This window comes from Streptomyces sp. YIM 121038, from assembly GCF_006088715.1.
Taxonomy (GTDB): Bacteria; Actinomycetota; Actinomycetes; order Streptomycetales; family Streptomycetaceae; genus Streptomyces.
In genome coordinates this window covers 5,976,114-6,001,960 of record NZ_CP030771.1, presented here as the reverse complement: position 1 = coordinate 6,001,960, position 25,847 = coordinate 5,976,114, and the positions used below count along the sequence as shown (strand labels likewise).

Sequence of the window (25,847 nt, the reverse complement as noted above, 5' to 3'; positions counted from 1 at the left end):
GTCCACCGGGCACTGTTCAAGATCAGCGGGGGCGTTCGCTCGTGTGGGTGCGGTGTGAGACGCCCGCCAACAGTCGAACTGCGCCCGCGCCATGGGACAGAATGACGTTCGTGCCTTCCCTGTTGCTGATCGAGGACGACGACGCCATCCGGACGGCCCTGGAGCTCTCACTGACGCGCCAGGGCCACCGGGTGGCCACTGCTGCCACCGGCGAGGACGGCCTGAAGCTCCTGAGCGAGCAGCGGCCGGACCTGATCGTGCTGGACGTGATGCTGCCCGGCATCGACGGATTCGAGGTGTGCCGCCGCATCCGGCGCACCGACCAGTTGCCGATCATCCTGCTGACCGCGCGCAGCGACGACATCGACGTGGTCGTGGGGCTCGAGTCGGGCGCCGACGACTACGTGGTCAAGCCCGTGCAGGGGCGGGTGCTCGACGCCCGGATCCGGGCGGTGCTCCGCCGCGGCGAGCGCGAGGCGAACGACGCGGCGACGTTCGGCTCCCTCGTGATCGACCGCGCGGCGATGACGGTGACGAAGAACGGCGAGGACCTCCAGCTCACGCCGACCGAGCTGCGCCTGCTCCTGGAGCTGAGCCGCCGCCCCGGCCAGGCCCTGTCCCGCCAGCAGCTCCTGCGCCTGGTGTGGGAGCACGACTACCTGGGCGACTCCCGGCTCGTGGACGCGTGTGTGCAGCGCCTGCGCGCCAAGGTCGAGGACGTGCCGTCCTCGCCGACGCTGATCCGTACGGTACGTGGCGTGGGCTACCGGCTGGACACGCCTCAGTGACCCCACCGCACGACAAGCTCCGCGGGCTGCCCGCGGCCCGCAAGGCGATCTGGTCCGGTCTGCGCTTCACGAGTCTGCGCCTGCGGCTCGTCGTCGTCTTCGCCCTGGTGGCGCTGACGGCGGCGGTGTCCGCGTCCGGCATCGCGTACTGGCTGAACCGCGAGGCCGTCCTGACGCGGGCGCAGGACGCCGCGCTGAAGGACTTCCGGCAGCAGATGCAGACCCGCGCGGGCGCGCTGCCGCCGAACCCGACGCAGGACGCGCTGCAGGCCGCTGCCGGGCAGATGGCCAAGAGCAGCCAGCGCTACAGCGTGCTCCTGGTCGGCAGGAACGCGCAGGGCGAGATGGTCTACGGCTACTCCGACCTGGACGCGTTCACGCTCGCCAAGGTGCCCGAGGCGCTGCGCGACGCCGTCAAGAAGAAGCAGCTCGGCGACGGCAACAAGAGCCCGTACCACCTGTACTGGCAGCGGACCGTCGAGCACGGCACCCCGTACCTCGTCGGCGGCACGAAGATCGTCGGCGGCGGGCCGACGGGCTACATGCTCAAGTCGCTCGAACCGGAGGCCAAGGACCTCAGCTCGCTCGGCTGGTCCCTGGCGATCGCCACGGCGCTCGCGCTCGTCGGCTCCGCGCTGCTCGCCCAGGCGGCCGCGACGACCGTCCTGAAGCCGGTGCACCGCCTCGGCGTCGCCGCGCGCCGCCTCGGCGAGGGCAAGCTGGACACCCGGCTCCGGGTCTCGGGCACGGACGAACTCGCGGATCTGTCGCGTACGTTCAACCGGACGGCCGAGAACCTGGAGAAGAAGGTCGCGGACATGAGCGCCCGCGACGAGGCGAGCCGGCGCTTCGTGGCCGACATGTCGCACGAGCTGCGCACCCCGCTGACCGCGATCACGGCGGTGACGGAGGTCCTCGAGGAGGAGCTGGACGCCGAGACGGGCAGCGTCGATCCGATGATCGAGCCCGCGGTCCGGCTCGTGGTCAGCGAGACCCGGCGGCTGAACGACCTGGTGGAGAATCTGATGGAGGTGACCCGCTTCGACGCGGGCACCGCCCGCCTCGTCCTCGACAACGTCGACATCGCCGACCAGATCACGGCCTGCATCGACGCCCGCGCCTGGCTGGACGCCGTCGACCTGGACGCCGAGCGCGGCATCATGGCCCTCCTCGACCCGCGCCGCCTGGACGTGATCCTCGCGAATCTCATCGGCAACGCGCTCAAGCACGGCGGCTCCCCGGTGAAGGTGTCGGTGCGCCTGGACGGCGAGAGCCTGGTCATCTCCGTGAAGGACGGCGGCCCCGGCATCCCCGAGGACGTCCTGCCGCACGTCTTCGACCGCTTCTACAAGGCCAGCGCGTCCCGGCCGCGCTCGGAGGGCAGCGGCCTCGGCCTGTCCATCGCCCTGGAGAACGCGCACATCCACGGAGGCGAGATCACGGCCGCGAACTCGGCGGCCGGGGGCGCCGTGTTCACGCTGCGGCTGCCCCGCGACGCCTCGCCGCTGACGGCGGAGCCGGAGCCGGAGCGGGCGGCGCACGGCGGGGCCGGGCAGACGGCGGACCGTTCCGAGGAAGACGGAGAAGAGACATGACCAGGCGACGGCTGCGCGCCGTGCTCGCCACCGCCGCGCTCGCCGGTGTGCTCACCGGCTGCGGCATCCGCTCCACCGAGGTGCCCACCGACTTCGGCGCCGCGCCCTCGCGGGTGCCGTGCGGGGCGGCGGCCTCCGGGATCTCGGCGCGCGACGCGGCGGCCGGCGTGCCCGTGCAGATCTTCCTGCTGTGCGCGGGTCGCCTCGTCGCCGTCGACCGTACGGTGCGCATCCCCACGGACCGGACGGGCACGGACCGCGCGCGCATCGCGCAGGCCCTCCTGAACGAGCTGTCCACACCGCCGTCGGAGGACGAGCGGCAGGCCGGGTACGCGACGGAGCTGCGCCGCGGCATCACGGTCGCGGGACCGCGCCCCGCCGACCCGAACGAGGCCCTGCGGCTCAGCAGGCAGCCCCAGGAACTGCCGACGGCCGCGCTGGCGCAGCTGGTGTGCACCTATGTGGACAGTGCCGCCTCCGACGGCGGCTCGGTCATCCTGGGCGGCCCCGCGGGCACCCAGCTGCGGCGCTACGAATGCACTCCGGAGTCCCGGGACCGGCCCGGCACGGTGCCGCCGCCGTCGCGGCCCCTGGAGTCCTGAGGGGCCGGTCCCGGCCGGTCCGCACGGGCCCGATGTCCTGTTCGCCCGGCCTTTATTACTCGCGCGGAACCGATCCCGCCGCCCGGCGCGTCTTGGGGAGCGTGCGTCAAGGCTCGGGCGGGCGCGGTGCCGCCATTCGCTTGCGCGCGGCGGGAGGGGTCCTCCTCGTCGCGCACCTCCTGGTCGTCGCGTGGATCACGCTGCGGCCGCTGGACGTGCCCTGGGTGAGCGCGGCGAACCTGGAGCCGCTGGCCGGCATCAAGGCGGACCTGGAGCGCGGCCCCGAGCAGGCCGTCCGGCAGATCGGCGGCGCGCTGCTGCTGCTCGCCCCGCTGGGGGTGCTGCTGCCGCTGGTGGGCGGCCGCCTGGACGTGTCGCCGCTGGCCTCCCTCGCCCGCACGGTCGCGGCGGGCGCCCTGCTCTCGCTCGGCATCGAACTGCTGCAGACCGGGGTGCCGGGACAGGTCGTGGACGTGGACTCGCTCCTGCTGAACACCGTGGGCGTGGCGCTCGCCCATCTCGCCGTGGTGCCCGCGGCCCGGGCCCGGCTGCGCCGCCGCGGCGCACGCCCCCGGGCACGCCGGGCGCGGGAGGAGGCCCCTCAGGGGGCGACCCCGAAGATTCCCAGGGTCGGGATCGCTCCGTAGCCCGATGCCGCGTCCCCCGCGCGCTCCTACCGTGGAGTCATCGGGGCCTTGGAGAGCCGGGGCCCGACCGACGGCCCGACCACGGTCCATGAAGGAGCCACCATGACCGCCCTTGCCCGCCCCTCCGACGGCCGCATGATCGGCGGAGTGTGCGCTGCCCTCGCCCGCCGCTTCGGCACGTCGGCGACCACGATGCGCGTGATCTTCGTGCTGTCCTGTCTGCTGCCCGGTCCCCAGTTCCTGCTGTACGTCGCGCTGTGGATCCTGCTGCCGAAGGAGGGCGGCAGGCCCAAGACCGCCTGGTGATCCCCGTACGCGTACGACGACGGGGCGCACCCCGAGGGTGCGCCCCGTCAGTCGTGTGCGGCAGCCGTCAGAGCGGCAGGCCCAGGGCCTGCGTCGGCAGCCCCTGCGTCTTCATCTCGCCGGTGGGCAGCCCGCCGAGGAGCTGGCCCACGGGGTCGCCGGGCTTCGGCGCGGCGGCCCTGCCGCCGTCCTCGCCCTGGTCGTCGGCCGGCTCGGTGGCGGCGCTCGCGGCGCCCTCCAGGGTCTGCGTGGACAGGGCGGGCAGGAAGTGCTCGACGGCGGGCTTGGTGGCGTCGAGGCCGCTCGCGAGCGCGCTCTGCCCGGCGGCGAGGGACTCGGGCGCACCGGCGGGCAGCGTGCCCGCGGCCTGGTCGAGCGGCAGCGTCGAGGTGACGGTCTCCAGGGCGGTGGAGGGGTCGGGGACGGTGGCCGGGGCCGCGTTCGCGGCGCCCGCGCCGACGGCGGCGAAGGCGGCACCGAGCGCGGCGACACCGAGGGTCTTGACGGCAGACTGCTTCATCTTCAATGCGTCCTTGCTACGGGGGCGTTGAGCGGTGCTCGACGTTAAACACCCTCAAGCTGGGGCCGCAAACAGCCGAAAGCGGCCGGGAGTGGGTACTCCCGGCCGCTTCATTGACGTACAAAATCCGCTTAGCTGTCGACGGATCCGCTGGTGGAGGCGGTCTGGCGGAACAGCCATTCGGACTTGAGCTCGGCATAGCCGGGCTTGATGACGTCATTGATCATCGCGAGGCGTTCATCGAAAGGAATGAACGCCGACTTCATGGCATTGACGGTGAACCACTGCATGTCGTCGAGCGTGTAGCCGAAGGTGCCGACCAGGTGCTCGAACTCGCGGCTCATGCTGGTGCCGGACATCAGGCGGTTGTCGGTGTTGACGGTCGCCCGGAAGTGCAGCTCGCGCAGCAGGCCGATCGGGTGCTCGGCGTACGAACTGGCGGCGCCGGTCTGGAGGTTCGAGCTGGGGCACAGCTCCAGCGGGATGCGCTTGTCGCGCACGTAGGAGGCGAGGCGGCCGAGCTGCACGGTGCCGTCGTCGGCGACCTTGATGTCGTCGATGATGCGCACGCCGTGGCCGAGGCGGTCGGCGCCGCACCACTGGAGGGCCTGCCAGATGGAGGGCAGGCCGAAGGCCTCACCGGCGTGGATCGTGAAGTGGTTGTTCTCGCGCTTCAGGTACTCGAAGGCGTCGAGGTGGCGGGTGGGAGGGAAGCCCGCCTCCGCGCCCGCGATGTCGAAGCCGACGACGCCCGAGTCGCGGTAGCGGTTGGCGAGTTCGGCGATCTCCAGGGCGCGGGCCGCGTGCCGCATGGCGGTGAGCAGGGCGCCCACCCGGATGCGGTGGCCGTTCGCCCGGGCGCGGCGCTCGCCCTCGCGGAAGCCCTCGTTGACGGCCTCGACGACCTCTTCGAGGGTGAGTCCGGCCTCCAGGTGCTGCTCGGGGGCGTAGCGGATCTCGGCGTAGACGACGCCGTCCTCGGCCAGGTCCTCGGCGCACTCGGCGGCGACGCGCTTGAGGGCGTCCTTGGTCTGCATCACGGCGCAGGTGTGCGCGAACGTCTCCAGGTACCGCTCCAGGGAGCCGGAGTCGGCGGCCTCGCGGAACCAGACGCCGAGCTTGTCGGGGTCGGTCTCGGGGAGGCCCTCGTAGCCGCAGTCGCGGGCGAGGTCGACGATGGTGCCGGGGCGCAGGCCGCCGTCGAGGTGGTCGTGGAGCAGGACCTTGGGAGCGCGGCGGATCTGCTCGGAGCCCGGGACTCCCGGGGCGGTGCCACGGCCCGTGTGACCGCTTCCTTCAGTGATCTTCCTGATCTGGCTCGTCATTTCCGCACTCTAACTCCTACGCGCGTAGAACTCACTGGTCGATACGTAACAGTGACCAGGCGGACGGGTGGCATCCACACGGACTTCTGACACTGTTCTGGCATGGCTCAGCAAGCGACATCGCGACCGGCGCGCACGGCCGGGCTCGGGCGGGCGATCGCCGCGCGGCCCTCGACGGTGAGCGCGGTGGTGCTGCTCCTGCCGGGCGGCCACGCGGCGTCGGCCCGCAAGCCGTCGTTCCTCGCCGCGTCGGCGGTGCGGCCCCTCGGGCGGCGGCTCGCCCGCGCCGGGCGCGCCGACGGGCTCGCGGCCCACGTCGTGCACTACCGCGTGAGCGGCTGGAACGGCGCGGAGGCGCAGCTCGCCCGGGACGCCGAGTGGGCGGCCGACGAGGTGGTGCGCCGCTACGGCGACGTGCCGGTGTGTCTCGCCGGGGTCGACATGGGCGGCCGTGCGGCGCTGCGCGCGGCCGGTCACAGCGCCGTGCAGTCGGTGCTTGCGCTCGCCCCGTGGCTGCCCGAGGACGACGTGGCGGCGCCGCCCGAACCGGTGAAGCAGCTGGCGGGGCGGCAGGTGCTGATCGTGCACGGCACGAACGACGAGCGGACCGATCCCGAGCTGTCGTTCCGGCTCGCGGAGCGGGCGAAGAAGGCGAACCGGGAGGTGTGCCGGTTCGAGGTCCACTCGGACGGGCACCGGCTGAGCCAGCACCGTGACGAGGTGCTGGCCCTCGCCGTGAACTTCGTCCAGGGGTCCTTGTACGGGTACGCCTTCGCCCGGCCCCTGGAGGACGCGCTCGCGGCTCCGCCGCCCATCGGGTTACGGATGCCGCTCGCCTCCGGCTTCGGTGGGGCGTCGCGGGGCTGAGTTTCGACTGCGGGTGCGTCGTGGCTGATCGCGCAGTTCCCCGCGCCCCTTTCAGGGCACTGAGGCGCGGGGAACTGTGGCCTTACGGCAGGCGGACCGACTGGGCGTGGCGGAAGATGTCCTTCGGGTCCCAGGCCGCCTTCGCCTTCTGCAGACGGGCGTAGTTCTCCTTGTAGTACAGGCTGTTCCACGCGGTCGACGAGGTGTTCCAGGCGGCGTCGCCGAGGTCCTTGTCGGGGTAGTTGACGTAGCAGCCGTCGTTGATGTCGCCCGGCACCGGGACGCCGCCGGTCTCGGCGTACACGTCCTTGTAGAACTCGCGGATCCAGGCCACGTGCTTGGCCTCGTCGGCCGGGTTCGTCCAGTAGGTCTGGTACTGGAGCTTGAGCACCGAGTCGCGCTGCGGCACGGCGGTGTCGCCGGACTTGACGGCGTTGATGCGGCCGCCGTACGAGTCGATCTGGACCAGCGCGTCACCGTTGCTGTAGTCGGTGCGCGTCAGGTGCTTGTACATCGCCTTGATCTGAGTGGTGGAGAAGCCCTTGCGGGCGTACGCCGACTTGTACTTGCCGTACAGCGTGGGGTTGCCGCCGCTGAGGTAGTCGGTCGCGATGTACCAGGGCAGCGTGCGGGGCTTGGCGAACTGCGGCATGGCCGCGTGCTCGCCCGCGCGCTGGGTCATGGCCTGGCGGGTGGCGCCCACGCCCGCGAAGACCGCGGCCAGGTAGTCGTCCAGGAGGGCCTGGGCGTCGGGGACCGTGGCGTCCATCTGCGTGAGCAGGGCGATCTCGGAGTTGGCGCCGGCCTTCTGGTTCAGCTTCAGGAGGCCGAACAGCGAGTTGTACTTGGAGTCCGGCGCGCTGTTCTGCTCGTGCCAGGCGCCCCAGTTCTGGATCAGCCGGGTGAAGGACGCCTCGGTCAGGTCGGCCCACTTGACGGCCGTGGCGTGCACGAAGACCTCGGACGGGGGCTTCGGCAGGAGCTTGGTCGGGTCGGTGCCGGTGGCGCCGGGCGAGCGCAGCCAGTAGCGGGTGATCAGGCCGAAGTTGCCGCCGCCACCGCCGGTGTGGGCCCACCACAGGTCCTTGAGCGAGGCGTCGGTGGAGTCGCGGGTCGCGACGACGGCCTTGGCGGTGCCGTTCTTGTCCACCGTGACGACCTCGACGCCGTAGAGGTGGTCGACGGTCAGGCCGTGCAGCCGGGAGAGCAGGCCGTAGCCGCCGCCCGATATGTGGCCGCCCGCGCCGACGGAGGCACAGGAGCCGGCCGGGAGCGTGACGCCGTACAGCTTGTAGAGCGTCTCGTAGATCTGGAGGTTGGAGGCACCGCCCTCGACGGCGAAGGCGTTCTTGGCGCTGTCGTAGTAGACCTGGGTCATCCCCGACATGTCGATGACGACCTGGACGTCCTTGTTGAAGACGAAGTCCTCGTAGCAGTGGCCGCCGCTGCGGACGGTCAGCCGCTTGCCGGCGGTGACGGCGTCCTGCACGGCCCGCACCGCCTGGGCGGTGGTGGTGACGAGGCGGACGTAGTCGGGCTTGGCGACCCAGCGCTGGTTGGTGCCGCGCACCAGGTCGGGGAAGCGCGGGTCGCTGGGGCTGACGGTGATGTAGTCGGACGTCGCGGAGGTGGCGTCGGCGGCCGCGGCGGCCGCTGCCGTGCGCGGGGCCGCCTGGGCGGTCGCGGGCAGGGCCGAGCTGACGGCCGCCCCGCCGGCGACGGCGGCGGCACCGGTCAGGAGGGATCTACGACCCAGGGATCTGTCGTTCTTTGCCATGTATGCCTCACTTGTCTCGCACCTGGCCACACTCCCCCAACGGGCATGGCCACACAGGAAGTTGAAGACCCATCGAACGATGATCGATCAGAGCCTAGACCAGCGTTACGGGTGTGACGCAACACCTCGATCGATAAAACTGTCCGAACTGCCAGTGAAACCCTATTTGGTTGCAGCATGTGCAACTCGTCCTACTGGCAAGTCCTATTCATAAGCGGGCGATTGGGGAATTCCGCCGGGCGGCCGTGTGTGCCGGTGTCAGCGCGGAAGGAGCTGACCCCGCCTGCTGAGCAGGAACCGCTTGAACGCCGCCACCGGCGCGGTGTCCGGATGCCCGTCCAGCCACGCCACGCCGACCTCGCGGACCGCCCGCTGCCCGGTGACGGTCAGCTCCACCACCCCCGGCCGGGCCACGGCGGGCGGCGGGAGCAGCGCCACGCCGAGCCCGGCGGCCACCAGGCCGCGCAGGGTCTCGGCCTCCTCCCCCTCGAAGGCGATCCGGGGCCTGAACCCGGCCTCGGCGCAGAGCGCGTCGGTGATCCGCCGGAGGCCGTACCCCGGCTCCAGGGTCACGAAGGCCTCGTCGGCGGCCTCCGCGAGGCGCACCCGCTTGCGCCCGGCGAGCCGGTGGTCGTCCGGCACGACCAGCCGCAGGCGCTGCTCGTCCAGACGCCGGGCCACCAGGTCGGGCGCGTCGGGCACCGGCGAGGTCAGACACAGGTCGAGCTCCCCGGCACGCAGCCGCTCCAGCATGGCCTCGCCGTAGTTCTGCACGAGGCTGAACCGCACGCGCGGGTGGTCGGCCCGGAAGGCCCGGATGAGGCCGGGCACCGTCTCGGACCCCATCGTGTGCAGAAAGCCGAAGGCGACCTTGCCCGAGGCCGGGTCCGCGTCGGCCCGCACGGACTCGGCGGCCCGGCCGACCTCGGCGAGCGCGCGCTCGACCGAGCCGAGGAAGGTGCGGCCCGCGGGGGTCAGCGACACCGTGCGCCCGTGCCGCGCGAACAGGTCGACGCCCAGGTCCCGTTCGAGCCGGACGAGCGCGCGCGACAGCGTGGACTGCGGCACCTGGAGCTCCTGGGCGGCGCGCGTGACGTGCTCGGTGCGCGCGACCCCGGCGAAGTACGCCAGGCGCGGGGCGAGCAACCGCACGATGTGATCCGTGTCCTGTGTGTCACTGTTCTGCGACAGTCGGGCCTGTGACCTCTGCTGATGCTGCATGGGATGGATTATGGCCGTTCCATGCATTGGACGCATGAGGCGACGCGGTCCTACGTTCGAGACATGCCTCCTGCCAGTAGCGGGGCGTCCGCCACCCACGCGGTCGCCCTCTCCCCGTCGTCCCCCGCTCCCGAAGCCACCCCCGCGCGCGACTCCCGCATGGCACCCGGAGGCCCCGGCTACCGCCGCATGAGCTTCGCGCTCTTCCTCGCGGGCGTCGCCACCTTCGCCCTGCTGTACTCCACGCAGGCGCTGCTCCCCCTGATCTCCGCCGACCTGGGCGTGAGCGCGTCCACCGCGAGCTGGACGGTGTCCGCCGCGACCGGCGCGCTCGCCCTGTTCGTCCTGCCGCTGAGCGCCCTGTCGGAGCGGTACGGCCGCCGCACCCTGATGACGGCTTCGCTCGCCGTGGCCGTCGTGGTCGGACTGCTCGTGCCGCTCGCCCCCTCGGTGGGTGCCCTGATCGCGCTGCGCGCGGTGCAGGGCGCGGCGCTCGCCGGACTGCCCGCCTCCGCGATGGCCTACCTCGCCGAGGAGGTGCGGCCCAAGGCCCTGGTCGCCGCGATCGGCATGTTCGTGGCGGGCAACTCCATCGGCGGCATGAGCGGCCGCATCGTCACCGGCTGGGTCGCGCAGGCCTGGGGCTGGCGCTGGGCCCTGGCCGTGGTCGGCGCCGTCGCGGTCCTGTGCGCGCTCGCCTTCCGCGCGCTGCTGCCCGCGCCGCGCCACTTCACGCCGGGCACGCTCAGCCCGAAGTCCCTGGGCCGCACGGTGCGCTCGCATCTGTCGAACCCGCTGCTGCGCCGTCTGTACGCGATCGGCGCGCTGTTCATGACGGTGTTCGGCGCGGTCTACACGGTGATCGGCTACCGCCTCACCGAGGCCCCGTTCTCGCTGCCGCAGGGCGTCATCGGCTCGGTCTTCCTCGTCTATCTGGTCGGTACGGCCTCCTCGGCCGCGGCCGGGAAGCTGGTCATGCGGCTCGGGCGGCGCGGCGCGCTGTACCTGGCCGCGAGCACGACGGCCGCGGGCCTGCTCCTCTCGCTCTCCTCCGACGTGCTCCTCGTGCTGCTCGGCCTGGTCCTGATCACGGCGGGCTTCTTCGCGGGCCACGCCGTGGCGTCCTCGTCGGTGAGCCACACGGCCACGCGGGGCCGCGCGCAGGCCTCCGCGCTCTACCAGTCCGCGTACTACGTGGGCAGCAGCGCGGGCGGCACCCTCGGCGCGGTCGCCTTCCACTCCGGCGGCTGGGGCGGGACCGTGGCGCTCGGCGTGCTCGCGGTGGTGGGCGTCGTGGGGATCACGCTGTTCGGGACGCGGGCGGCGCGGCGCGTGACACCGGTGGCGAGCGCCTGCTGACGGTGCGGCGGGGGCTCGTCCGCTGCGGGGGCCCGGGGCGGTCGCGCGGGGAGGCCGGGGCCGTCGCGCGGGCGCGCGCCCATAGCGCAAACAACCCCCGTGAACTGCCGTTTTCGCCGCTCCGGAGGCCGTTGTCAGTGGGCTGCGGTAGCTTCCGGTGTGCTGGGGCGTCCGCGCCGGCGAGGCAGAGGCACAGGGGTGGGTTGGGATGAGCCGGACCGTTGGAGCGACCACCGAGCTGGACGCGAGCCTGGAGAAGCACCGCGTCGAGCTCACGGGGTACTGCTACCGCATGCTGGGCTCGGCCTTCGAGGCCGAGGACGCCGTGCAGGACACGATGGTCCGCGCCTGGCGCAGCTATGAGAAGTTCGAGGGCCGCTCCAGCCTCCGCTCCTGGCTGTACCGCATCGCGACGAACGTCTGCCTGGACATGCTGAACGCGGGCAACCGCCGCGCCCGCCCCATGGACCTGACCGCCTCCACGCCCCTGGCCCAGGCGGCCCTCAACCCCCGCGCGGACAACGTCTGGCTGGAGCCGATACCGGACGCCCGCGTCCTGCCCTCCGTCAGCGGCCCCGAGGAGGCGGCCGTCGCCAAGGAGTCCGTGCGGCTCGCCTTCGTCGCCGCGCTCCAGCAACTGCCCGCCAAGCAGCGGGCGGTGCTCATCCTGCGCGAGGTCCTCGCCTGGAAGGCCAGCGAGGTCGCCGAGCTGCTCGGCACGACGGTCGCCTCCGTGAACAGCGCGCTGCAGCGGGCCCGCGCGACCCTCGCCGAGCGCCCCGCCGACGACACCGCGACGTCCGACCCGCTGGACGATGAGCAGCGCAAGCTCCTCGACCGCTATGTGAAGGCCTTCGAGGGGTACGACATGGCGGCGCTCACCGCCCTGCTCCACGAGGACGCCGTCATGACGATGCCCCCGTTCGACCTGTGGCTGCGCGGACCGCAGGACATCACCGGCTTCATGTCGACGATGGGCGCGGCGTGCGCGAACTCCCGGCTCCTCCCGGTGGAGGCGAACGGCACGCCCGCGTTCGCGCAGTACAAGCCCGACCCGGACAACGGCGGCTTCATGCCCTGGGCGATCCAGGTCATCGAGCTCTCAGCGGGCCGGGTCGCGGGGTTCCACTGCTTCCTCGACACCGAGCGGTGGTTCCCGCTGTTCGGGGTCCCGCTCCACCTCGACGCATAGCTCCGCGAGGCCGACCAGGCGCAGCAGCGCCCACAGGGCCGGGGTGGGTCCGCGCAGGCGCAGCCCCACGTCGGCCCTGCGGGCGGCGAGCCGCAGCCGGGCCACGGCGTCGACCGTGGCCAGGTCCGCGGTGGTGACGCCGCGCAGGTCACACACCACTTCGGTGTGCCCGTTCGCCGCGCGGTGGTGCAACTCGGCGCACAGCGCCGGTACGTCGTCCTGGCGGACGGGGCCGGTGATGACGATGAGGTTCGCAGAGGTTGCCACGTAGGAGGGACCGGCGGGGTAGGGCGAACTCATCGGTGCGCTTCTCTCCCCCACCCCGCCCCTTCCCGAAACCGGGGCTCCGCCCCGGACCCCGTATCGGCGCTCCGCGCCTCGTCCTCAAACACCGGACGGGCTGAATACCCACGGCCCGGGGCGCCCCGCGCGGGTCAGACCACGCGCTCCAGGACGATCGGCTGCGCCGAGAACGCCGTGCCCTCGGGCGCGATGTCGTACGCGCCCGCGAGGGACTCGAGCGCGTACGCGAAGCGCTCGGGGGTGTCCGTGTGGAGGGTGAGGAGGGGCTGGCCCGCGGTGACCGTGGTGCCCGGCTTGGCGTGGAGTTCGACGCCTGCCCCGGCCTGCACCGGGTCCTCCTTGCGGGCCCGGCCCGCGCCGAGACGCCAGGCCGCGACGCCGACGTCGTAGGCGTCGAGGCGGGTGAGCACCCCGGAGGACGGCGCGGTCACGACGTGGGTCTCGCGCGCCACCGGCAGCCGCGCGTCGGGGTCGCCGCCCTGCGCGGCGATCATGCGGCGCCAGACGTCCATCGCGGAGCCGTCGGCGAGGGCCTTCGCCGGGTCGGCGTCCGGCAGGCCCGCCGCGTCGAGCATCTCGCGGGCGAGTGCGAGGGTCAGCTCCACCACGTCGGCCGGGCCGCCGCCCGCGAGGACCTCGACGGACTCGCGGACTTCGAGGGCGTTGCCCGCCGTGAGGCCGAGCGGCGTGGACATGTCCGTGAGGAGCGCCACCGTGCGCACGCCGTGGTCGGTGCCGAGGCCGACCATCGTGGCGGCCAGTTCCCGCGCGTCCTCGATCGTCTTCATGAACGCGCCGGTGCCGACCTTCACGTCCAGGACGAGCGAGCCCGTCCCCTCCGCGATCTTCTTCGACATGATGGAGGAGGCGATCAGCGGGATCGCCTCGACCGTGCCCGTCACGTCGCGGAGCGCGTACAGCTTCTTGTCGGCGGGCGCCAGGCCGTCACCCGCCGCACAGATCACCGAGCCGACACCGCCGAGGACGTTCAGCATCTCCTCGTTGGAGAGCAGGGCGCGCCAGCCGGGGATCGCCTCCAGCTTGTCCAGGGTGCCGCCGGTGTGGCCGAGGCCGCGCCCGGACAGCTGCGGCACGGCCGCACCGCACGCGGCGACCAGCGGGGCGAGCGGCAGCGTGATCTTGTCGCCGACGCCGCCGGTGGAGTGCTTGTCGGCGGTGGGGCGGGACAGGGAGGAGAAGTCCATGCGCTCGCCGGACGCGATCATCGCCGCCGTCCAGCGGGCGATCTCACCACGGTTCATGCCGTTGAGCAGGATGGCCATGGCCAGGGCCGACATCTGCTCGTCGGCGACGGCACCGCGCGTGTACGCGTCGATGACCCAGTCGATCTGCTCGTCGCTCAGCTCGCCCCGGTCCCGCTTCGTACGGATGACGGAGATGACGTCCATGGCATTCCTTCCGGCAGTGACAGTCGTGCGTAGACGGGACTCTACGCGCATAGAGAAAGGGGGTTGAAGAAGGCCCCCGCCAACGGCGGGGGCCTTCTTCGGTCGAACTTCAGTCGAGGTTCTCGGGACCGAACGCGTCCGGCAGCAGCTCCGCGAGGCTGCGGACGCCCGAGGCCGTCTCGATCAGCAGCCCGGGACCGCCGAACTCGTACAGGAGCTGGCGGCAGCGGCCGCAGGGCATCAGGATGTCGCCCTTGCCGTCCACGCAGGTGAAGTGGGTGAGGCGGCCGCCGCCGGTGAGCTGGAGCTGGGAGATCAGACCGCACTCGGCGCACAGGCCGAGCCCGTACGAGGCGTTCTCCACGTTGCAGCCGGTGACCGTGCGGCCGTCGTCGGCCAGGGCCGCCGCGCCGACGGGGAAGCCCGAGTAGGGCGCGTAGGCACGGGACATGGCCGCGCGCGCGGCGTCCCGCAGGGCCTCCCAGTCGGCAGCGGTGGTCACTTCCCTTGTCCCTTCCGGTACGGCAGGCCGTTCGCCTTCGGCATCCGCAGGCGTTGCGCCGACAGCGACAGGACCAGCAGCGTCACGACGTACGGCGTGGCCGTCACGACCTGGTTCGGCACCTCGTCGGTGAGGCCGTACCAGGCGAACATCAGCGCCGAGATCACCGCGGTGACCGCCGCGGGGACGTAGCGCTTGCGCCACACCAGGTAGATCGCACCGATGACCAGAAGGATGGCGATCAGCAGGAGCAGGGCGTGGACATTCGTGCCGCCGCCCCGCAGCTTCAGGCTGTCGGTGTAACCGAACAGGCCCGCGCCGATGGCGAGTCCGCCCGGCATCCAGTTGCCGAAGATCATCGCGGCGAGGCCGATGTAGCCGCGGCCGCCGGTCTGGCCCTCCAGGTAGATGTTGGAGGCGACCAGGGACAGGAAGGCGCCGCCGAGCCCGGCGAGGCCGCCGGAGATCATGACCGCCAGGTACTTGTACTTGTAGACGTTGACGCCGAGGGACTCCGCGGCGACCGGGTTCTCACCGCAGGAGCGCAGGCGCAGGCCGAAGGACGTGCGCCACAGGACGAACCAGCTCAGCGGCACCATCGCGATGGCGATGAGCGTCAGCGGCGAGACGTCGGTGAGCAGCCCGCCGAGCAGGCCCGCGAGGTCGGAGACCAGGAACCAGTGCTTCTGGTTGAGGTCCACCAGCCAGTCCGAGAGGCCCGGCACGGAGAACTTGCCGAGCGAGTCCACGCCCGGCGACTGCTTGGAGGTGCCGCCGTCCGTGCCCTCGAAGGCGTACGTCGACAGATAGCGGGTGGTGCCGAGGGCGAGGATGTTGATGGCCACGCCGGACACGATGTGGTTGACGTTGAACGTGACCGTGACGATCGCGTGCAGCAGGCCGCCGATCGCCCCGCCGAGGATGCCGAAGACGATGCCGACCCACGGGCCCCACTGGTAGCCCGCCCAGGCGCCGAACCAGGTGCCGAGGATCAGCATGCCTTCGAGGCCGATGTTGACCACGCCCGCGCGCTCGGCCCACAGGCCGCCGAGGCCCGCGAGCCCGATCGGCACGGCCAGGCGCAGGGCGCCGGCCATCTGCCCGGTGGAGGTGATGCCGTGGGCGTCCGTGACCATCCGTACGACCGAGGTCAGGACGAGCACGCCCGCGATGATCAGGAGCAGGACGGGGAGCGAGATGCGGCGGCGGCCCGGCGCGGTCTTCGCGGGCGCGGCCTTGGTGACGGTGGCGGTGCTCATCGCGCGGCCACCTCCTTCACGGAGTCGTTGGTGCTTGCTGCGGACGCGGCCGCGGCGAGTTCCTCACCGACGCGCTGCTGCTGGCGGCGCAGCCCCCAGCGGCGCACGGCCTCGTACGAGACCACGACGGCGATCACGATCAGGCCCTGCATGATGACCGCGATCTCCTTGTCGTACCCCTTGTAGTCAAGCGCCGGGGACGCCTTGTCGAGGAACGAGATGAGCAGCGCGGCGAAGGCGATGCCGACCGGGTTGTTGCGGCCGAGCAGCGCGATGGTGATGCCGGTGAAGCCGAGTCCGGTGGGGAAGCTCAGGCTGTAGGTGTGCACGTCGCCGAGGAGGATCGGCATGCCCGCGAGGCCCGCGACCGCGCCGGAGATCAGCATGGCGGTGAGCACCATGCGCTTGGCGTTGACGCCGGACGCGGCGGCGGCCGACTCGGAGGCGCCGGTGGCGCGCAGGTCGAAGCCGAAGCGGGTGCGGTTGAGGACGAGCCAGTACAGGACGCCCGCGAGGACGGCGACGACCACGAAGCCGTAGATCTCGCCGGAGGAGCCCATGTCGATGCCGGGGAACCAGCCGGAGGAGTGCATGACACCGGTGGTCTGGTTGTTGCCGACCGGGACGCCGAAGTTCTCCTCCAGGGTGAGGTAGCCGATGACGCTCGTCGCGATCGCGTTGAGCATGATCGTCGCGACGACCTCGCTGACGCCGCGGGTGGTCTTCAGGACGCCCGCGATGCCCGCCCAGAAGGCGCCGGTGAGCATCGCCACCAGGATGAGCAGCGGGATCTGGAGCCCGGACGGCAGCGAGACGTGCGCGCCGACGACCGCGGTGACCATCGCGGCGAGGCGGTACTGGCCGTCCACGCCGATGTTGAACAGGTTCATGCGGAAGCCGACGGCCACCGCGAGCGCGGCCAGGTAGTACATCCCGGCCTGATTGATGATCAGGACCTGGATGTCCGAGTAGGTGGCCTGCTCGAACATCAGGCTGTACGGCTCGATCGGGCTCTTGCCCGAGGCGACCAGGACGACCGAGGTCAGCACCATGGCCGCGACGAGCGCGATGACCGGCCCCGCGAGGGCGAGGAGCACGCGCTCCTTGTCGAACTTCTTCATCGGGCCTCGTCCTCCGGACCGGCGTCTTCCGTGACGTCCTCCGCTGCCGCGGCGGACGTGGTGTTCTCGGGTTCCTCCACGTGCTCCAGGTGACCGGAGGCCGCGCCCGTCATGGCCGAACCCAGCTCCTCCGGAGTGACCGTGGCCGGGTCGGCGTCCGCGACGAGCCGGCCGCGGTAGATCACCCGCAGCGTGTCGGACAGGCCGATCAGCTCGTCCAGGTCGGCGGAGATGAGGAGCACGGCGAGGCCCTCGCGGCGGGCCTCGCGGATCTGGTCCCAGATCTGCGCCTGCGCGCCGACGTCCACGCCGCGGGTGGGGTGCGCGGCGATGAGGAAGCGCGGCTTGTGGCTCATCTCGCGGCCGACGATCAGCTTCTGCTGGTTGCCGCCGGACAGCGAGGCCGCGGTCACGTCGATGCCGGGCGTACGGACGTCGTACTCCTCGACGATGCGACGGGTGTCGGCCTGGGCGCCCTTGGGGTCGAGCCAGAAGCCCTTCGCGTTCGGCTTCTCGGTGACGTGGCCGAGGATGCGGTTCTCCCACAGCGGGGACTCCAGGAGGAGCCCGTGGCGGTGGCGGTCCTCGGGGATGTAGCCGACGCCCTCCTCGCGGCGCTTGCGCGTCGCCCAGGCGGTGATGTCCTCGCCCGCGAGCCGGACGGACCCGGAGTCGGCGTGCTTCAGGCCGATGAGGGCGTCGATCAGCTCGGTCTGGCCGTTGCCCTCGACACCGGCGATGCCGAGGACCTCGCCCTCGTGGATGGTGAAGGAGATGTCGTCGAGGAGCGCCCGGCCCGAGTCCCCGGCGAGCAGCTTGAGCTGGTCGACCTCCAGCATCGGCCGGTCGGTGACCGTCGACTCGGCGGTCTCCGGCGTCGGCAGCTCGCTGCCCACCATCAGCTCGGCGAGCTGACGCGGGGTGGTCTTCGACGGCACGGCCGTGCCCACGGTCGTGCCGCGGCGGATGACGGTGATGTCGTCCGCCACGGAGAGCACCTCGCCCAGCTTGTGCGAGATGAAGATGACGGACAGGCCCTCGGACTTGAGCTCGCGCAGGTTGTCGAAGAGCGCGTCGACCTCCTGCGGCACGAGCACGGCGGTCGGCTCGTCGAGGATGAGCGTGGTGGCGCCCCGGTACAGGACCTTGAGGATCTCCACGCGCTGGCGGTCCGCGACGCCGAGGTCCTCGACGTGGGCGTCCGGGCGCACACCGAGGCCGTAGCGCTCGGATATCTCCAGGACCTTGCGGCGGGCCCCGGCGCCGATGCCGTACAGCTTCTCGCTGCCGAGGACGATGTTCTCCAGGACGGTGAGCTGGTCGGCGAGCATGAAGTGCTGGTGCACCATGCCGATGCCGCGCACGATGGCGTCGGCCGGGCTGGCGAAGGCGACCTGCTCGCCGTCGACGGCGATGGTGCCCTCGTCCGGCTTCTGCATGCCGTAGAGGATCTTCATCAGGGTCGACTTGCCGGCGCCGTTCTCGCCGACGAGGGCGTGGACGGTGCCCTTGCGGACGCTCAGATGGATGTCGTGGTTGGCCACGACTCCGGGGAACCGCTTGGTGATGCCGGTGAGTTCCACCGCGCACGTGGTGGCGGCGGACGGAGGGGTGGTGGACGCGTCGATGGCGCACTCTCCTCGGGGACTTAAAGGAAAGGGGCCTGCGCCGCGCACGCGGTGTGCCCCTGCTTCACGCCTCAGACGTCACCGCGCCCCGCCAACTGCGGCGCGTTGTGCGGTGGTTGAGGCTGGCCGCGCGAACGGGGCGCGAGCGGACCCTTCGGTCCATGGTGCCCACACCCCGTTCCGCGGCCGTGACGCCGCTCGTTACAGCTTCGTCTTGACCTTGATCTTGCCGCTGCCGATGCCCTGCTCGGCCTTCTTCAGGGCCGCCTGCAGGTCCTTCATCTTCATGAACTCCGGGTTGGAGTCGGCCAGGCCGACGCCGCCGGACTTGAGGTCGGCGCGCACGACGCCGCCCTCGGCCTTGTCATCCTGAACCGACTTCACCAGGTTGTACACCGCGCCGGAGACGTCCTTGGTGGCCGACGTCAGGATGTACTTCTTGTACTTGTCGAGGGCCTTCTGCCGGTACTGGTCGGAGTCGACGCCGATCGCCCACACCTTCTTGGCGGCGGCGGCCTCGATCACGCCCTGGCCGGAGAGTCCTGCGGCGTGGTAGACCACGTCGGCGCCGCCCTCGATCTGGCCGCTGGCCGCCTCCTTGCCCTTGTCCGGGCTGGAGAAGCCGCCGTCCTCGGGCTTGTCCGTGAGGAACTGGCGCTTGATCTTGACCGACTTGTCGGTGGCCTGGACGCCCTGGACGAAGCCCGCCTCGAACTTGCGGATCAGCGGGTTGTCCACGCCGCCGACGAAGCCGACGGTCTGGGACTTGGTGGCCTTGGCGGCGGCGACACCGGCCAGGTACGAGGACTGCTCCTCGGTGAAGACCAGGTCCGCGACGTTCTTGGCGTTGATGGTGGCGTCGTCGACGATGCCGAAGGTGACGTCCGGGTGCTTGGCCGCGACCTCCTTGACGGCGGGCGCGTAGGCGAAGCCGACGCCGATGACCGGGTTGTAGCCCTGCTTGGCCAGCTCGGTGAGGCGCTGGATCTTGTCGGCGTCGGACTCGCCGTCGGTCGGCTCGACGGCCTTCTTGCCGATCTTGAAGTCCGTGGCGGCCTTGTCCATGCCCGCCGTGGCGGCGTCGTTGAAGGACTGGTCGCCCGCGCCGCCGACGTCGTACGCGATCGCGACGCCCTTCTTCTTGCCGCCGTCCTCGTTCTTGGCGGCGTCGCTTGAGGTGCCGCCACAGGCGGAGACGGTGACGGCGAAGGCGGCGGTCGCGGCGGACGCGAGCGCGAGTCGGGACACCCGGCGCATAGGGACGAACTCCTTTTGACAACGACCTGACGTGTACGACGCGGGTACGACCGCCACGCGTGCGGAGGTGCGCTGCTGCGCGTGCACACGCTGCGGATACGTACGGAGGCGTACGCGAGGACGTACGTGAGGCGCGCCTCACCCGGCGCGATTTCGCCGCAGCGTAACGCGCGTAGACCTGACATAAGAACCCTTCTGTCCGGTCCGTTATCGAGCTGTGGCCGCCGGGCGTCGACCAGGTGACACCTGGTCGACGCCGTCCGGAGCGGACGGATCCGCCGGGGCGCAACGGGTTATACGTACGACTTGTTAATGCGGCACGGACGGGGCAACGCGGTAGTTATACGTACGACGTGAACCTCCCCACGGAGGCTGGCCCCTGGGCCTCGAACGGGCTTGTGGGCCGAGCCCCTCCACCCCGGGTCGATCGGCCTTCGGCCTCGTCCTCAAACGCCGGACGGGCTGGGTGACCTCGCGGCCGCCCCCTGTGCGCTATGGCTTGATCTTGACCTTCACCTTGCCGCTGACGATGTCCTTCTTCGCCTGCTCGACCGCGGCCACGACGTCCTTCATCGCGCGGTAGTCGGGGTTGGAGTCGGAGAACCCGACCCGGCCCGACTTGAGGTCGTACCGCTGCGTGCCTGTCACCGGCTTGCCGCGGACCACCGACTTCGTCAGGTCGTACACCGCCCCGCCCACGTCCTTGAAGGCCGAACCGAGGATGTACTTCTTGTACTTGGCGAGCGCCTTCTGCCGGTACTGGTCGGAGTCGACGCCGATCGCCCACTTCTTCTGCGACCCGGCCTCCTGGATCACGCCCTGCCCGGAGAGCCCGGCCGCGTGGTAGAGCACGTCCGCGCCCGCTTCGAGCTGGCCGCTCGCGGCGTCCTGACCCTTGTCGGGGCTGGCGAACCCGCCCTCCTCCGGTTTCTCGGTCAGATAGCGCCGCTCGATTTTGATCTTCGGGTCGACCGATTTCACGCCCTGGACGAACCCGGCTTCGAATTTGTGAATGATCGGAATGTCGACGCCGCCGATGAATCCGACGTGTTTGGCCTTGGTCGTCTTCGCGGCGGCGACTCCGGCGAGATAGGAGCCCTGCTCCTCGTGGAAGACGAGATCGGCGACGTTGTCGGCCCGTACGGTGTTGTCGTCGATGATCCCGAACGTCGTGTCCGGGTACTTCTTCGCGACGTCCTGAATGGCGGGCGCGTAGATGAAGCCGACGCCGACCACCGGGTCGTACCCCTGCCGGGCGAGCTGTTCGATGCGCTGGGTCTTGTCGGCGCTGGACTCGCCGTCGCCGGGCTCCATGTCGACGCCGCCGATCTTGAAGTCCTCGCGGGCCCGCGCATAGCCGCTGTGGGCCGCGTCGTTGAAGGACTGGTCGCCCTGCCCGCCGATGTCGTACGCGAGTCCGATGCCCTTGCCCTGGTACGCGCCGCTCTTCTTGCCGCCGCCGTCGTCGTCCTTGGCAGCGTCGCTGCTGGTCTCGCCGCAGGCGGTGGCCACGAGGGCGAGGGCGGCGACCGCCACGGCCGCGCGGGAAATCCCTGTTGATCGGGTGGTGCGAATCTGACGACGTCGACGCATAGGACGTACCCCTTACGTTCCGAACGTTCCCCGACGCACCTGGAACGGCGCGGATTCCGGCGCACACTAACGCGCGTAGAAAGGGAGGGAAACGGTTTCGGCGGGGGCCGTTATCGATTCGTGGCGGGATGGCCGCGGAGTCCATGGCGGGATGGCCGCGGAGTGGATCCCGGGTGCGGGCCGCGGCGCCTTGTGGGTGCCGACGGCGACGCTTCACGGGATCCCGGCCGGGTGGCTTCTGGCGGTGCGGCCGTGGTGCGTACGGACCGTGCGAGGGCGGGGCCCTCAGGAGTTCTCAGTACTTCTCAGGAGTTCCCACGGGTTCTCAGGAGTTCCCACGGATTCTCAAGTGGTGCGGTCGGCCGCGTCGAGGAGCGCGGCGGCGGTGAAGAGCTCCACGCCCACGGTGATGGCGTGCTCGTCGGCGTCGAAGTCGCCCTGGTGCAGGTCGCGTACGCCGCGCTCGCCGGGCGTACGGACGCCGAGTCGCGCCATGGCGCCCGGGACGTGCTCCAGGTACCAGGAGAAGTCCTCGCCGCCGAGGCTCTGCTCGGTGTCCTCGACCGCGTCGGCGCCGCGCCGTGCGGCCATCGCGTCCCTCAACAGGTCGGTGACGACGGGGTCGTTGACGACGGGCGGCACCCCGCGCACGTAGTTGATCGCGGATTTGGCGCGGTGCAGGTCGGCGATCTCCTGCACGGCCGCGTGCACGATGTCGGGGGCCTGTCGCCAGGCGGTCAGGTCGAGGCAGCGGATGGTGCCGGAGAGCTCGGCGTGCTGCGGGATCACGTTGCACGCGTGGCCCGCGTCGATGCGGCCCCAGGTGACGGAGAGCCCCGAACGGGCGTCCACGCGCCGGCCGACCAGGGCCGGGACCTCGCTGACGACCTTCGCGGCGGCGGTGACCAGGTCGGTCGTCAGATGCGGTCGTGCGGTGTGGCCGCCGGGCCCGGCCAGGGAGACCTCCAGGCGGTCGCAGGCGGAGGTGATCGGGCCGTGGCGCAGGCCGATGCGGCCCGCGTCGACGCGGGGGTCGCAGTGCACGGCGATGATGCGGCCGACCCCGTCGAGCACGCCACAGGCGACGGCGTCCGTGGCACCGCCGGGGAGCACCTCCTCCGCGGGCTGGAAGACCAGCCGCACCGGGTGCGGCAGGCGGCCCTCGCGGGCCAGCTCGGCGAGGACGAGTCCGGCGCCGAGGACGACGGTGGTGTGGACGTCGTGGCCGCAGGCGTGGGCGCGGTCCGGGACGGTGGAGCGGTACGTGGCGCTGGTCTTGGTGTCCGGAATGGGCAGGGCGTCGATGTCCGCACGCAGCGCGAGCACGGGGCGTCCAGCGGTGTCCGGGGTGCCCCCGACGTCGCAGACGAGCCCGGTCCCGACCGGGAGCACGCGGGGCGTGAGCCCGGCTTTCTCCAGGCGCGTCTTGATCGCCGCGGTCGTGCGGAACTCCTGGTTGCCGAGCTCCGGATGCATGTGCAAGTCACGCCGGAAGGCGATCAGTTCGGCGCGCAGCGCTGCTGGCAGCGCGCCGGGCAGATTTCCGGGCGGCGCGGATTCGGCTCCTTCGGGCGCGTCCGTGGACGCGCGGGACATCAATTGGTTCACCCTGTGAAGGGTAAGGCGCTGCACCCGTCAACTAAGCCTCGATCAACAAAAGTTCAGCCAGATTGAGGTAAGTTCGCTGGCCCACGAGCGCATGCGCGGCTGGTACGGCGGGTATGAAGGTGGGTTACCTTCCGCACACCCAGAGAGATCACCGCAGGTCAGAGGTCTCCACCTTTGGGGCGGGTCGTCATCCTTGGGGTGGAGAGTACGGACTTTGGTGGGTTTGGGTGGTGGAGTGGGGGCGCGTGTGGTAATCGAACATCTGAAGAGACCCACACCCACCCCACCCCCCGTCCGGCTTGGGACACAACGGCCGTATAGGGACAGACACGAAGTGACCGGACGGGGGGTGGGGCGGTGTGGCTGCGGGGCGCGTCTGGGGACGGTGGCGCGGTTGCAGGTTCAGGATGCGCCAGGGTGATCAACGGGCTGTCAACAGGCGTTGAACAGGGGCCGTCGCGGGTCGCGGCCCGGCGGCGCGGCCCCGGTCGGGCCGGGGGCAGCCGGGCCGGGGCCGGTCAGGCCGGGGCCGGGGTCTGGCGGGTGGGCTGGGTGGGGAGGGCCGGGGCCGGGTCGGGGTGCTGGAGGGCGGCCAGGCGGTGGACGTCGCGGGCGGTGCCCGTGACGCCGGAGAGGAAGCCCTGGGCCCGGGGGGACGCCTTGTCGGTCAGCCACGCGGGGTCGATGTCCATGACCGCGACCTTGACCTCCGTGCCCGCCAGGGCGAGGGGAAGGGTGTGGACGACCGTCGAGGGGAAGCTGAGGATGGTGCGGCCGATGGGGCCCCGGCGGGCGATGAGTTCCAGGGGGAGGTCGGGGCGGATCACCTGGAGGCCCGTCTCCACGGCCAGGCGGTGCAGCTTCTCGGCGCTCTCGCGGCGGTGCGCGAAGTAGCGGGCCGCCCCGTGCGTACGGGCGAGCGCGCCCACCGCCTCCAGATAGCGGTCGAGGTCCACCACGCCGGTCTCCACCAGGGACGTGCCGACCAGGTCCGCGCCCTTGGTGATGCGCGGCGGGCCGAAGCGGGCCCGCGTCCACGCGAAGGAGTTCACCGTGACGTGGACGCCCTCGGGCGCCGCGTCGATGGGCATGGAGGAGAAGACCTCCACGCGGCGGCGGCCCTTGGGGTGCGGCGTGAGGCGGCGGCGGGCCGAGGAGGAGACGGGCAGGAAGACCATGTCCCTGGGGCCCGGCCTGCCGCCCCTGCGGTGCCAGCGCACCAGGCGCTCGCCGTTGGCCAGCTGGGAGATGAACTCCATGGTGGCCGTGCCGTCGTCCACCACGACGAGGTCCTGCGCCCGGGTGATGGTGAGCAGGAGCTGTACGTAGCGCGAGAAGGGGTCGCCGATCACTATCCGGGCGGCCCTGCGCAGCGGGCCCGCGAGGCCGCCGATCGTGTGGAACGGCGCGGTCGTGCCGCCGCGCGCCTCCTCCCAGCGCACCGTGTGGCCCTCCGCGCGGGCCAGTTCGGCCATGCGGCGCAGCTGGCCCCGGGTCATGGGGTCGGTGGGGGCGAGCACCACCAGGGTCAGATCGTCCGGCGCGGCCTCGGCGTCGGCGTCGGCGGCCGTGGACTCGCCCTCGGCGTCGGCTGTCGTGGAGTCGGCCTCGGCGTCGGCCCTCGTGGAGTCGGCCCCGGCCGCCAGGGAGGGCGCGGGCTCGGCGTCAGCCGCCGCGGGCGCGGCCTCGGCTGCCGTGGGCGCGGCCTCGGCTGCCGCGGGCGGCGCGGACAGGTGCGCCCACTCCAGCACGTTGAGCAGCTGCACCGGCGACTCCACGAACGCCAGCGTGCCGTGCGGTGCCCTCGCGGCGCGCCGTGCGCTCCGTGCTGACATGGGTCGGTCCTCCCGTACGGGATGGGGCGGGTCGGTCCGGGCCCCGGCCCTCCCGTGCGGGAGGGCCGGTGGGGGTGTGCACAGGCCACCCGGGAACGCGTGGCGCGGGAGCGGCGCCGGTGCGCTCCCGGGGGCGCCGGGGGCCGACGGGCGGGGTGCGCCCGCCCGTCGGCGTGCGGCGGTCGGGCCTCAGACCGCCACGGGCTCGCGGTCCGCGGCCTCGGCGACGACGCCCGCCACGCGGCGGAGCTTCTTCATCGGGCCCAGCTCGGACTCGTAGACCTTCTTGACGCCGTCACCGAGGGAGGCCTCGATGGTGCGGATGTCGCGGACGAGGCGCGTGAGGCCCTGCGGCTCCACGGACGCGGCCTGGTCGGAGCCCCACATGGCGCGGTCCAGGGTGATGTGGCGCTCGACGAAGGTGGCGCCGAGGGCCACGGCGGCCAGCGTCGTCTGCAGGCCCGTCTCGTGGCCGGAGTAGCCGATCGGGACGTTCGGGTACTCGGCCTGGAGCGTGTTGATGACGCGCAGGTTCAGCTCCTCGGCCTTCGCCGGGTACGTCGACGTGGCGTGGCAGAGCAGGATGTTGTCGGAGCCGAGGACCTCGACGGCGTGGCGGATCTGCTTCGGCGTCGACATGCCCGTGGAGAGGATGATCGTGCGGCCCGTCGCGCGCAGGGCGCGGAGCAGCTCGTCGTCCGTCAGGGAGGCGGAGGCGACCTTGTGCGCGGGGACGTCGAACTTCTCCAGGAAGGCGACGGCCTCGGTGTCCCACGGGGAGGCGAACCAGTCGATGCCGCGCTTGGCGCAGTGCTCGGTGATGGCCTGGTACTCGGACTCGCCGAACTCCACGCGGTGGCGGTAGTCGATGTACGTCATCCGGCCCCAGGGGGTGTCGCGCTCGATGTCCCACTGGTCGCGCGGCGTGCAGATCTCCGGCGTGCGCTTCTGGAACTTCACCGCGTCGCAGCCCGCGTCGGCGGCCACGTCGATGAGCGCGAGGGCGTTCTCCAGGTCGCCGTTGTGGTTGATGCCGATCTCACCGGTGATGTAGACGGGGTGACCGGGGCCCGCGGTCTTCGAACCGAGGGTGCGCAGGCGGTTGGCGGAGGCCGTAGTGCTCATGGCAGGAA

General features: G+C 71.6%; 23 protein-coding genes. 8 read left to right on the top strand and 15 right to left on the bottom strand.

What is annotated here, in order from left to right; genetic code table 11:
- The first annotated feature begins 110 nt into the window (after positions 1-110).
- The 5 genes from afsQ1 (at position 111) to C9F11_RS25775 (ending at position 3,938) form a co-directional block, all read left to right on the top strand.
- Positions 111-788 (top strand): two-component system response regulator AfsQ1, encoded by a 678-nt coding sequence (gene afsQ1 / locus C9F11_RS25795; protein ID WP_030562528.1) that lies wholly within the window; start codon positions 111-113, stop codon positions 786-788.
- The gene (locus tag C9F11_RS25790) at positions 785-2,383 is read left to right on the top strand and encodes a HAMP domain-containing sensor histidine kinase (protein ID WP_249401888.1); all 1,599 of its coding nucleotides are present in this window, start codon (positions 785-787) and stop codon (positions 2,381-2,383) included. Before afsQ1 ends, C9F11_RS25790 begins: the two co-directional genes overlap by 4 nt.
- Positions 2,380-2,985, top strand: a complete 606-nt coding sequence (locus tag C9F11_RS25785; RefSeq protein ID WP_138961481.1) for a hypothetical protein — start codon at positions 2,380-2,382, stop codon at positions 2,983-2,985. Before C9F11_RS25790 ends, C9F11_RS25785 begins: the two co-directional genes overlap by 4 nt.
- A 92-nt stretch (positions 2,986-3,077) precedes the next feature.
- The gene (locus C9F11_RS25780; RefSeq protein ID WP_171075839.1) at positions 3,078-3,632 is read left to right on the top strand and encodes a VanZ family protein; all 555 of its coding nucleotides are present in this window, start codon (positions 3,078-3,080) and stop codon (positions 3,630-3,632) included.
- A 102-nt stretch (positions 3,633-3,734) separates the two neighbouring features.
- A complete protein-coding gene (locus C9F11_RS25775; protein WP_138961479.1) occupies positions 3,735-3,938 on the top strand; it encodes a PspC domain-containing protein in 204 nt (67 codons plus the stop codon).
- Between the two features lie 67 nt (positions 3,939-4,005).
- Here C9F11_RS25775 and C9F11_RS25770 read toward each other — a convergent pair whose 3' ends face one another.
- Both C9F11_RS25770 and C9F11_RS25765 read right to left on the bottom strand, forming a co-directional pair.
- Positions 4,006-4,458: an ATP-binding protein gene (locus C9F11_RS25770; RefSeq protein ID WP_138961478.1), complete on the bottom strand. Its 453-nt coding sequence runs from the start codon at positions 4,456-4,458 to the stop codon at positions 4,006-4,008.
- A gap of 131 nt (positions 4,459-4,589) precedes the next feature.
- Entirely contained in the window at positions 4,590-5,783 is a 1,194-nt protein-coding gene (locus tag C9F11_RS25765; RefSeq protein WP_216677391.1) for an adenosine deaminase, read from the bottom strand.
- Between the two features lie 102 nt (positions 5,784-5,885).
- Here C9F11_RS25765 and C9F11_RS25760 point away from each other — a divergent pair, with 102 nt between their 5' ends.
- On the top strand, positions 5,886-6,650 hold the full coding sequence (locus C9F11_RS25760; protein ID WP_138961477.1) for an alpha/beta hydrolase: 765 nt from the start codon (positions 5,886-5,888) through the stop codon (positions 6,648-6,650).
- 82 nt (positions 6,651-6,732) lie between these two features.
- Here C9F11_RS25760 and C9F11_RS25755 read toward each other — a convergent pair whose 3' ends face one another.
- Together C9F11_RS25755 and C9F11_RS25750 are read right to left on the bottom strand one after the other, a co-directional pair.
- Positions 6,733-8,427 (bottom strand): FAD-binding oxidoreductase, encoded by a 1,695-nt coding sequence (locus C9F11_RS25755; protein ID WP_138961476.1) that lies wholly within the window; start codon positions 8,425-8,427, stop codon positions 6,733-6,735.
- 258 nt (positions 8,428-8,685) lie between these two features.
- A complete protein-coding gene (locus C9F11_RS25750; RefSeq protein WP_138961475.1) occupies positions 8,686-9,648 on the bottom strand; it encodes a LysR family transcriptional regulator in 963 nt (320 codons plus the stop codon).
- A gap of 63 nt (positions 9,649-9,711) precedes the next feature.
- Here C9F11_RS25750 and C9F11_RS25745 point away from each other — a divergent pair, with 63 nt between their 5' ends.
- On the top strand, positions 9,712-11,007 hold the full coding sequence (locus C9F11_RS25745) for an MFS transporter (RefSeq protein WP_138961474.1): 1,296 nt from the start codon (positions 9,712-9,714) through the stop codon (positions 11,005-11,007).
- A gap of 208 nt (positions 11,008-11,215) precedes the next feature.
- On the top strand, positions 11,216-12,199 hold the full coding sequence (locus C9F11_RS25740) for a sigma-70 family RNA polymerase sigma factor (RefSeq protein WP_138961473.1): 984 nt from the start codon (positions 11,216-11,218) through the stop codon (positions 12,197-12,199).
- Here the strand turns inward: C9F11_RS25740 and C9F11_RS25735 are convergent.
- The 11 genes from C9F11_RS25735 to C9F11_RS25685 form a co-directional block, all read right to left on the bottom strand.
- Positions 12,110-12,499: an STAS domain-containing protein gene (locus C9F11_RS25735; protein WP_138961472.1), complete on the bottom strand. Its 390-nt coding sequence runs from the start codon at positions 12,497-12,499 to the stop codon at positions 12,110-12,112. The genes C9F11_RS25740 and C9F11_RS25735 overlap by 90 nt on opposite strands.
- 134 nt (positions 12,500-12,633) lie before the next feature.
- On the bottom strand, positions 12,634-13,911 hold the full coding sequence (locus tag C9F11_RS25730; protein WP_138961471.1) for a thymidine phosphorylase: 1,278 nt from the start codon (positions 13,909-13,911) through the stop codon (positions 12,634-12,636).
- A gap of 109 nt (positions 13,912-14,020) precedes the next feature.
- Complete coding sequence (locus C9F11_RS25725) at positions 14,021-14,413, bottom strand: cytidine deaminase (RefSeq protein ID WP_138961470.1); 393 nt, start codon at positions 14,411-14,413, stop codon at positions 14,021-14,023.
- A complete protein-coding gene (locus C9F11_RS25720; protein ID WP_138961469.1) occupies positions 14,410-15,672 on the bottom strand; it encodes an ABC transporter permease in 1,263 nt (420 codons plus the stop codon). The genes C9F11_RS25725 and C9F11_RS25720 overlap by 4 nt, the downstream gene beginning before the upstream one ends.
- Positions 15,669-16,793 carry an ABC transporter permease gene (locus C9F11_RS25715; protein WP_138961468.1) on the bottom strand — a complete coding sequence of 375 codons (1,125 nt, stop codon included), beginning with the start codon at positions 16,791-16,793 and terminating at the stop codon, positions 15,669-15,671. The genes C9F11_RS25720 and C9F11_RS25715 overlap by 4 nt, the downstream gene beginning before the upstream one ends.
- A complete protein-coding gene (locus C9F11_RS25710) occupies positions 16,790-18,421 on the bottom strand; it encodes an ABC transporter ATP-binding protein (protein WP_138966988.1) in 1,632 nt (543 codons plus the stop codon). Before C9F11_RS25710 ends, C9F11_RS25715 begins: the two co-directional genes overlap by 4 nt.
- A gap of 201 nt (positions 18,422-18,622) precedes the next feature.
- Positions 18,623-19,678, bottom strand: a complete 1,056-nt coding sequence (locus tag C9F11_RS25705) for a BMP family ABC transporter substrate-binding protein (protein WP_138961467.1) — start codon at positions 19,676-19,678, stop codon at positions 18,623-18,625.
- Positions 19,679-20,170: 492 nt separating this feature from the next.
- Positions 20,171-21,271, bottom strand: coding sequence for a BMP family ABC transporter substrate-binding protein (locus C9F11_RS25700; protein ID WP_138961466.1), 1,101 nt, complete (start codon positions 21,269-21,271; stop codon positions 20,171-20,173).
- A gap of 345 nt (positions 21,272-21,616) precedes the next feature.
- The gene (locus tag C9F11_RS25695) at positions 21,617-22,867 is read right to left on the bottom strand and encodes an amidohydrolase (RefSeq protein WP_138966986.1); all 1,251 of its coding nucleotides are present in this window, start codon (positions 22,865-22,867) and stop codon (positions 21,617-21,619) included.
- Between the two features lie 530 nt (positions 22,868-23,397).
- A complete protein-coding gene (locus C9F11_RS25690; RefSeq protein ID WP_138961465.1) occupies positions 23,398-24,714 on the bottom strand; it encodes a hypothetical protein in 1,317 nt (438 codons plus the stop codon).
- A 189-nt stretch (positions 24,715-24,903) separates the two neighbouring features.
- Positions 24,904-25,839, bottom strand: a complete 936-nt coding sequence (locus tag C9F11_RS25685) for an N-acetylneuraminate synthase family protein (RefSeq protein WP_138961464.1) — start codon at positions 25,837-25,839, stop codon at positions 24,904-24,906.
- Between the last annotated feature and the right edge of the window lie 8 nt (positions 25,840-25,847).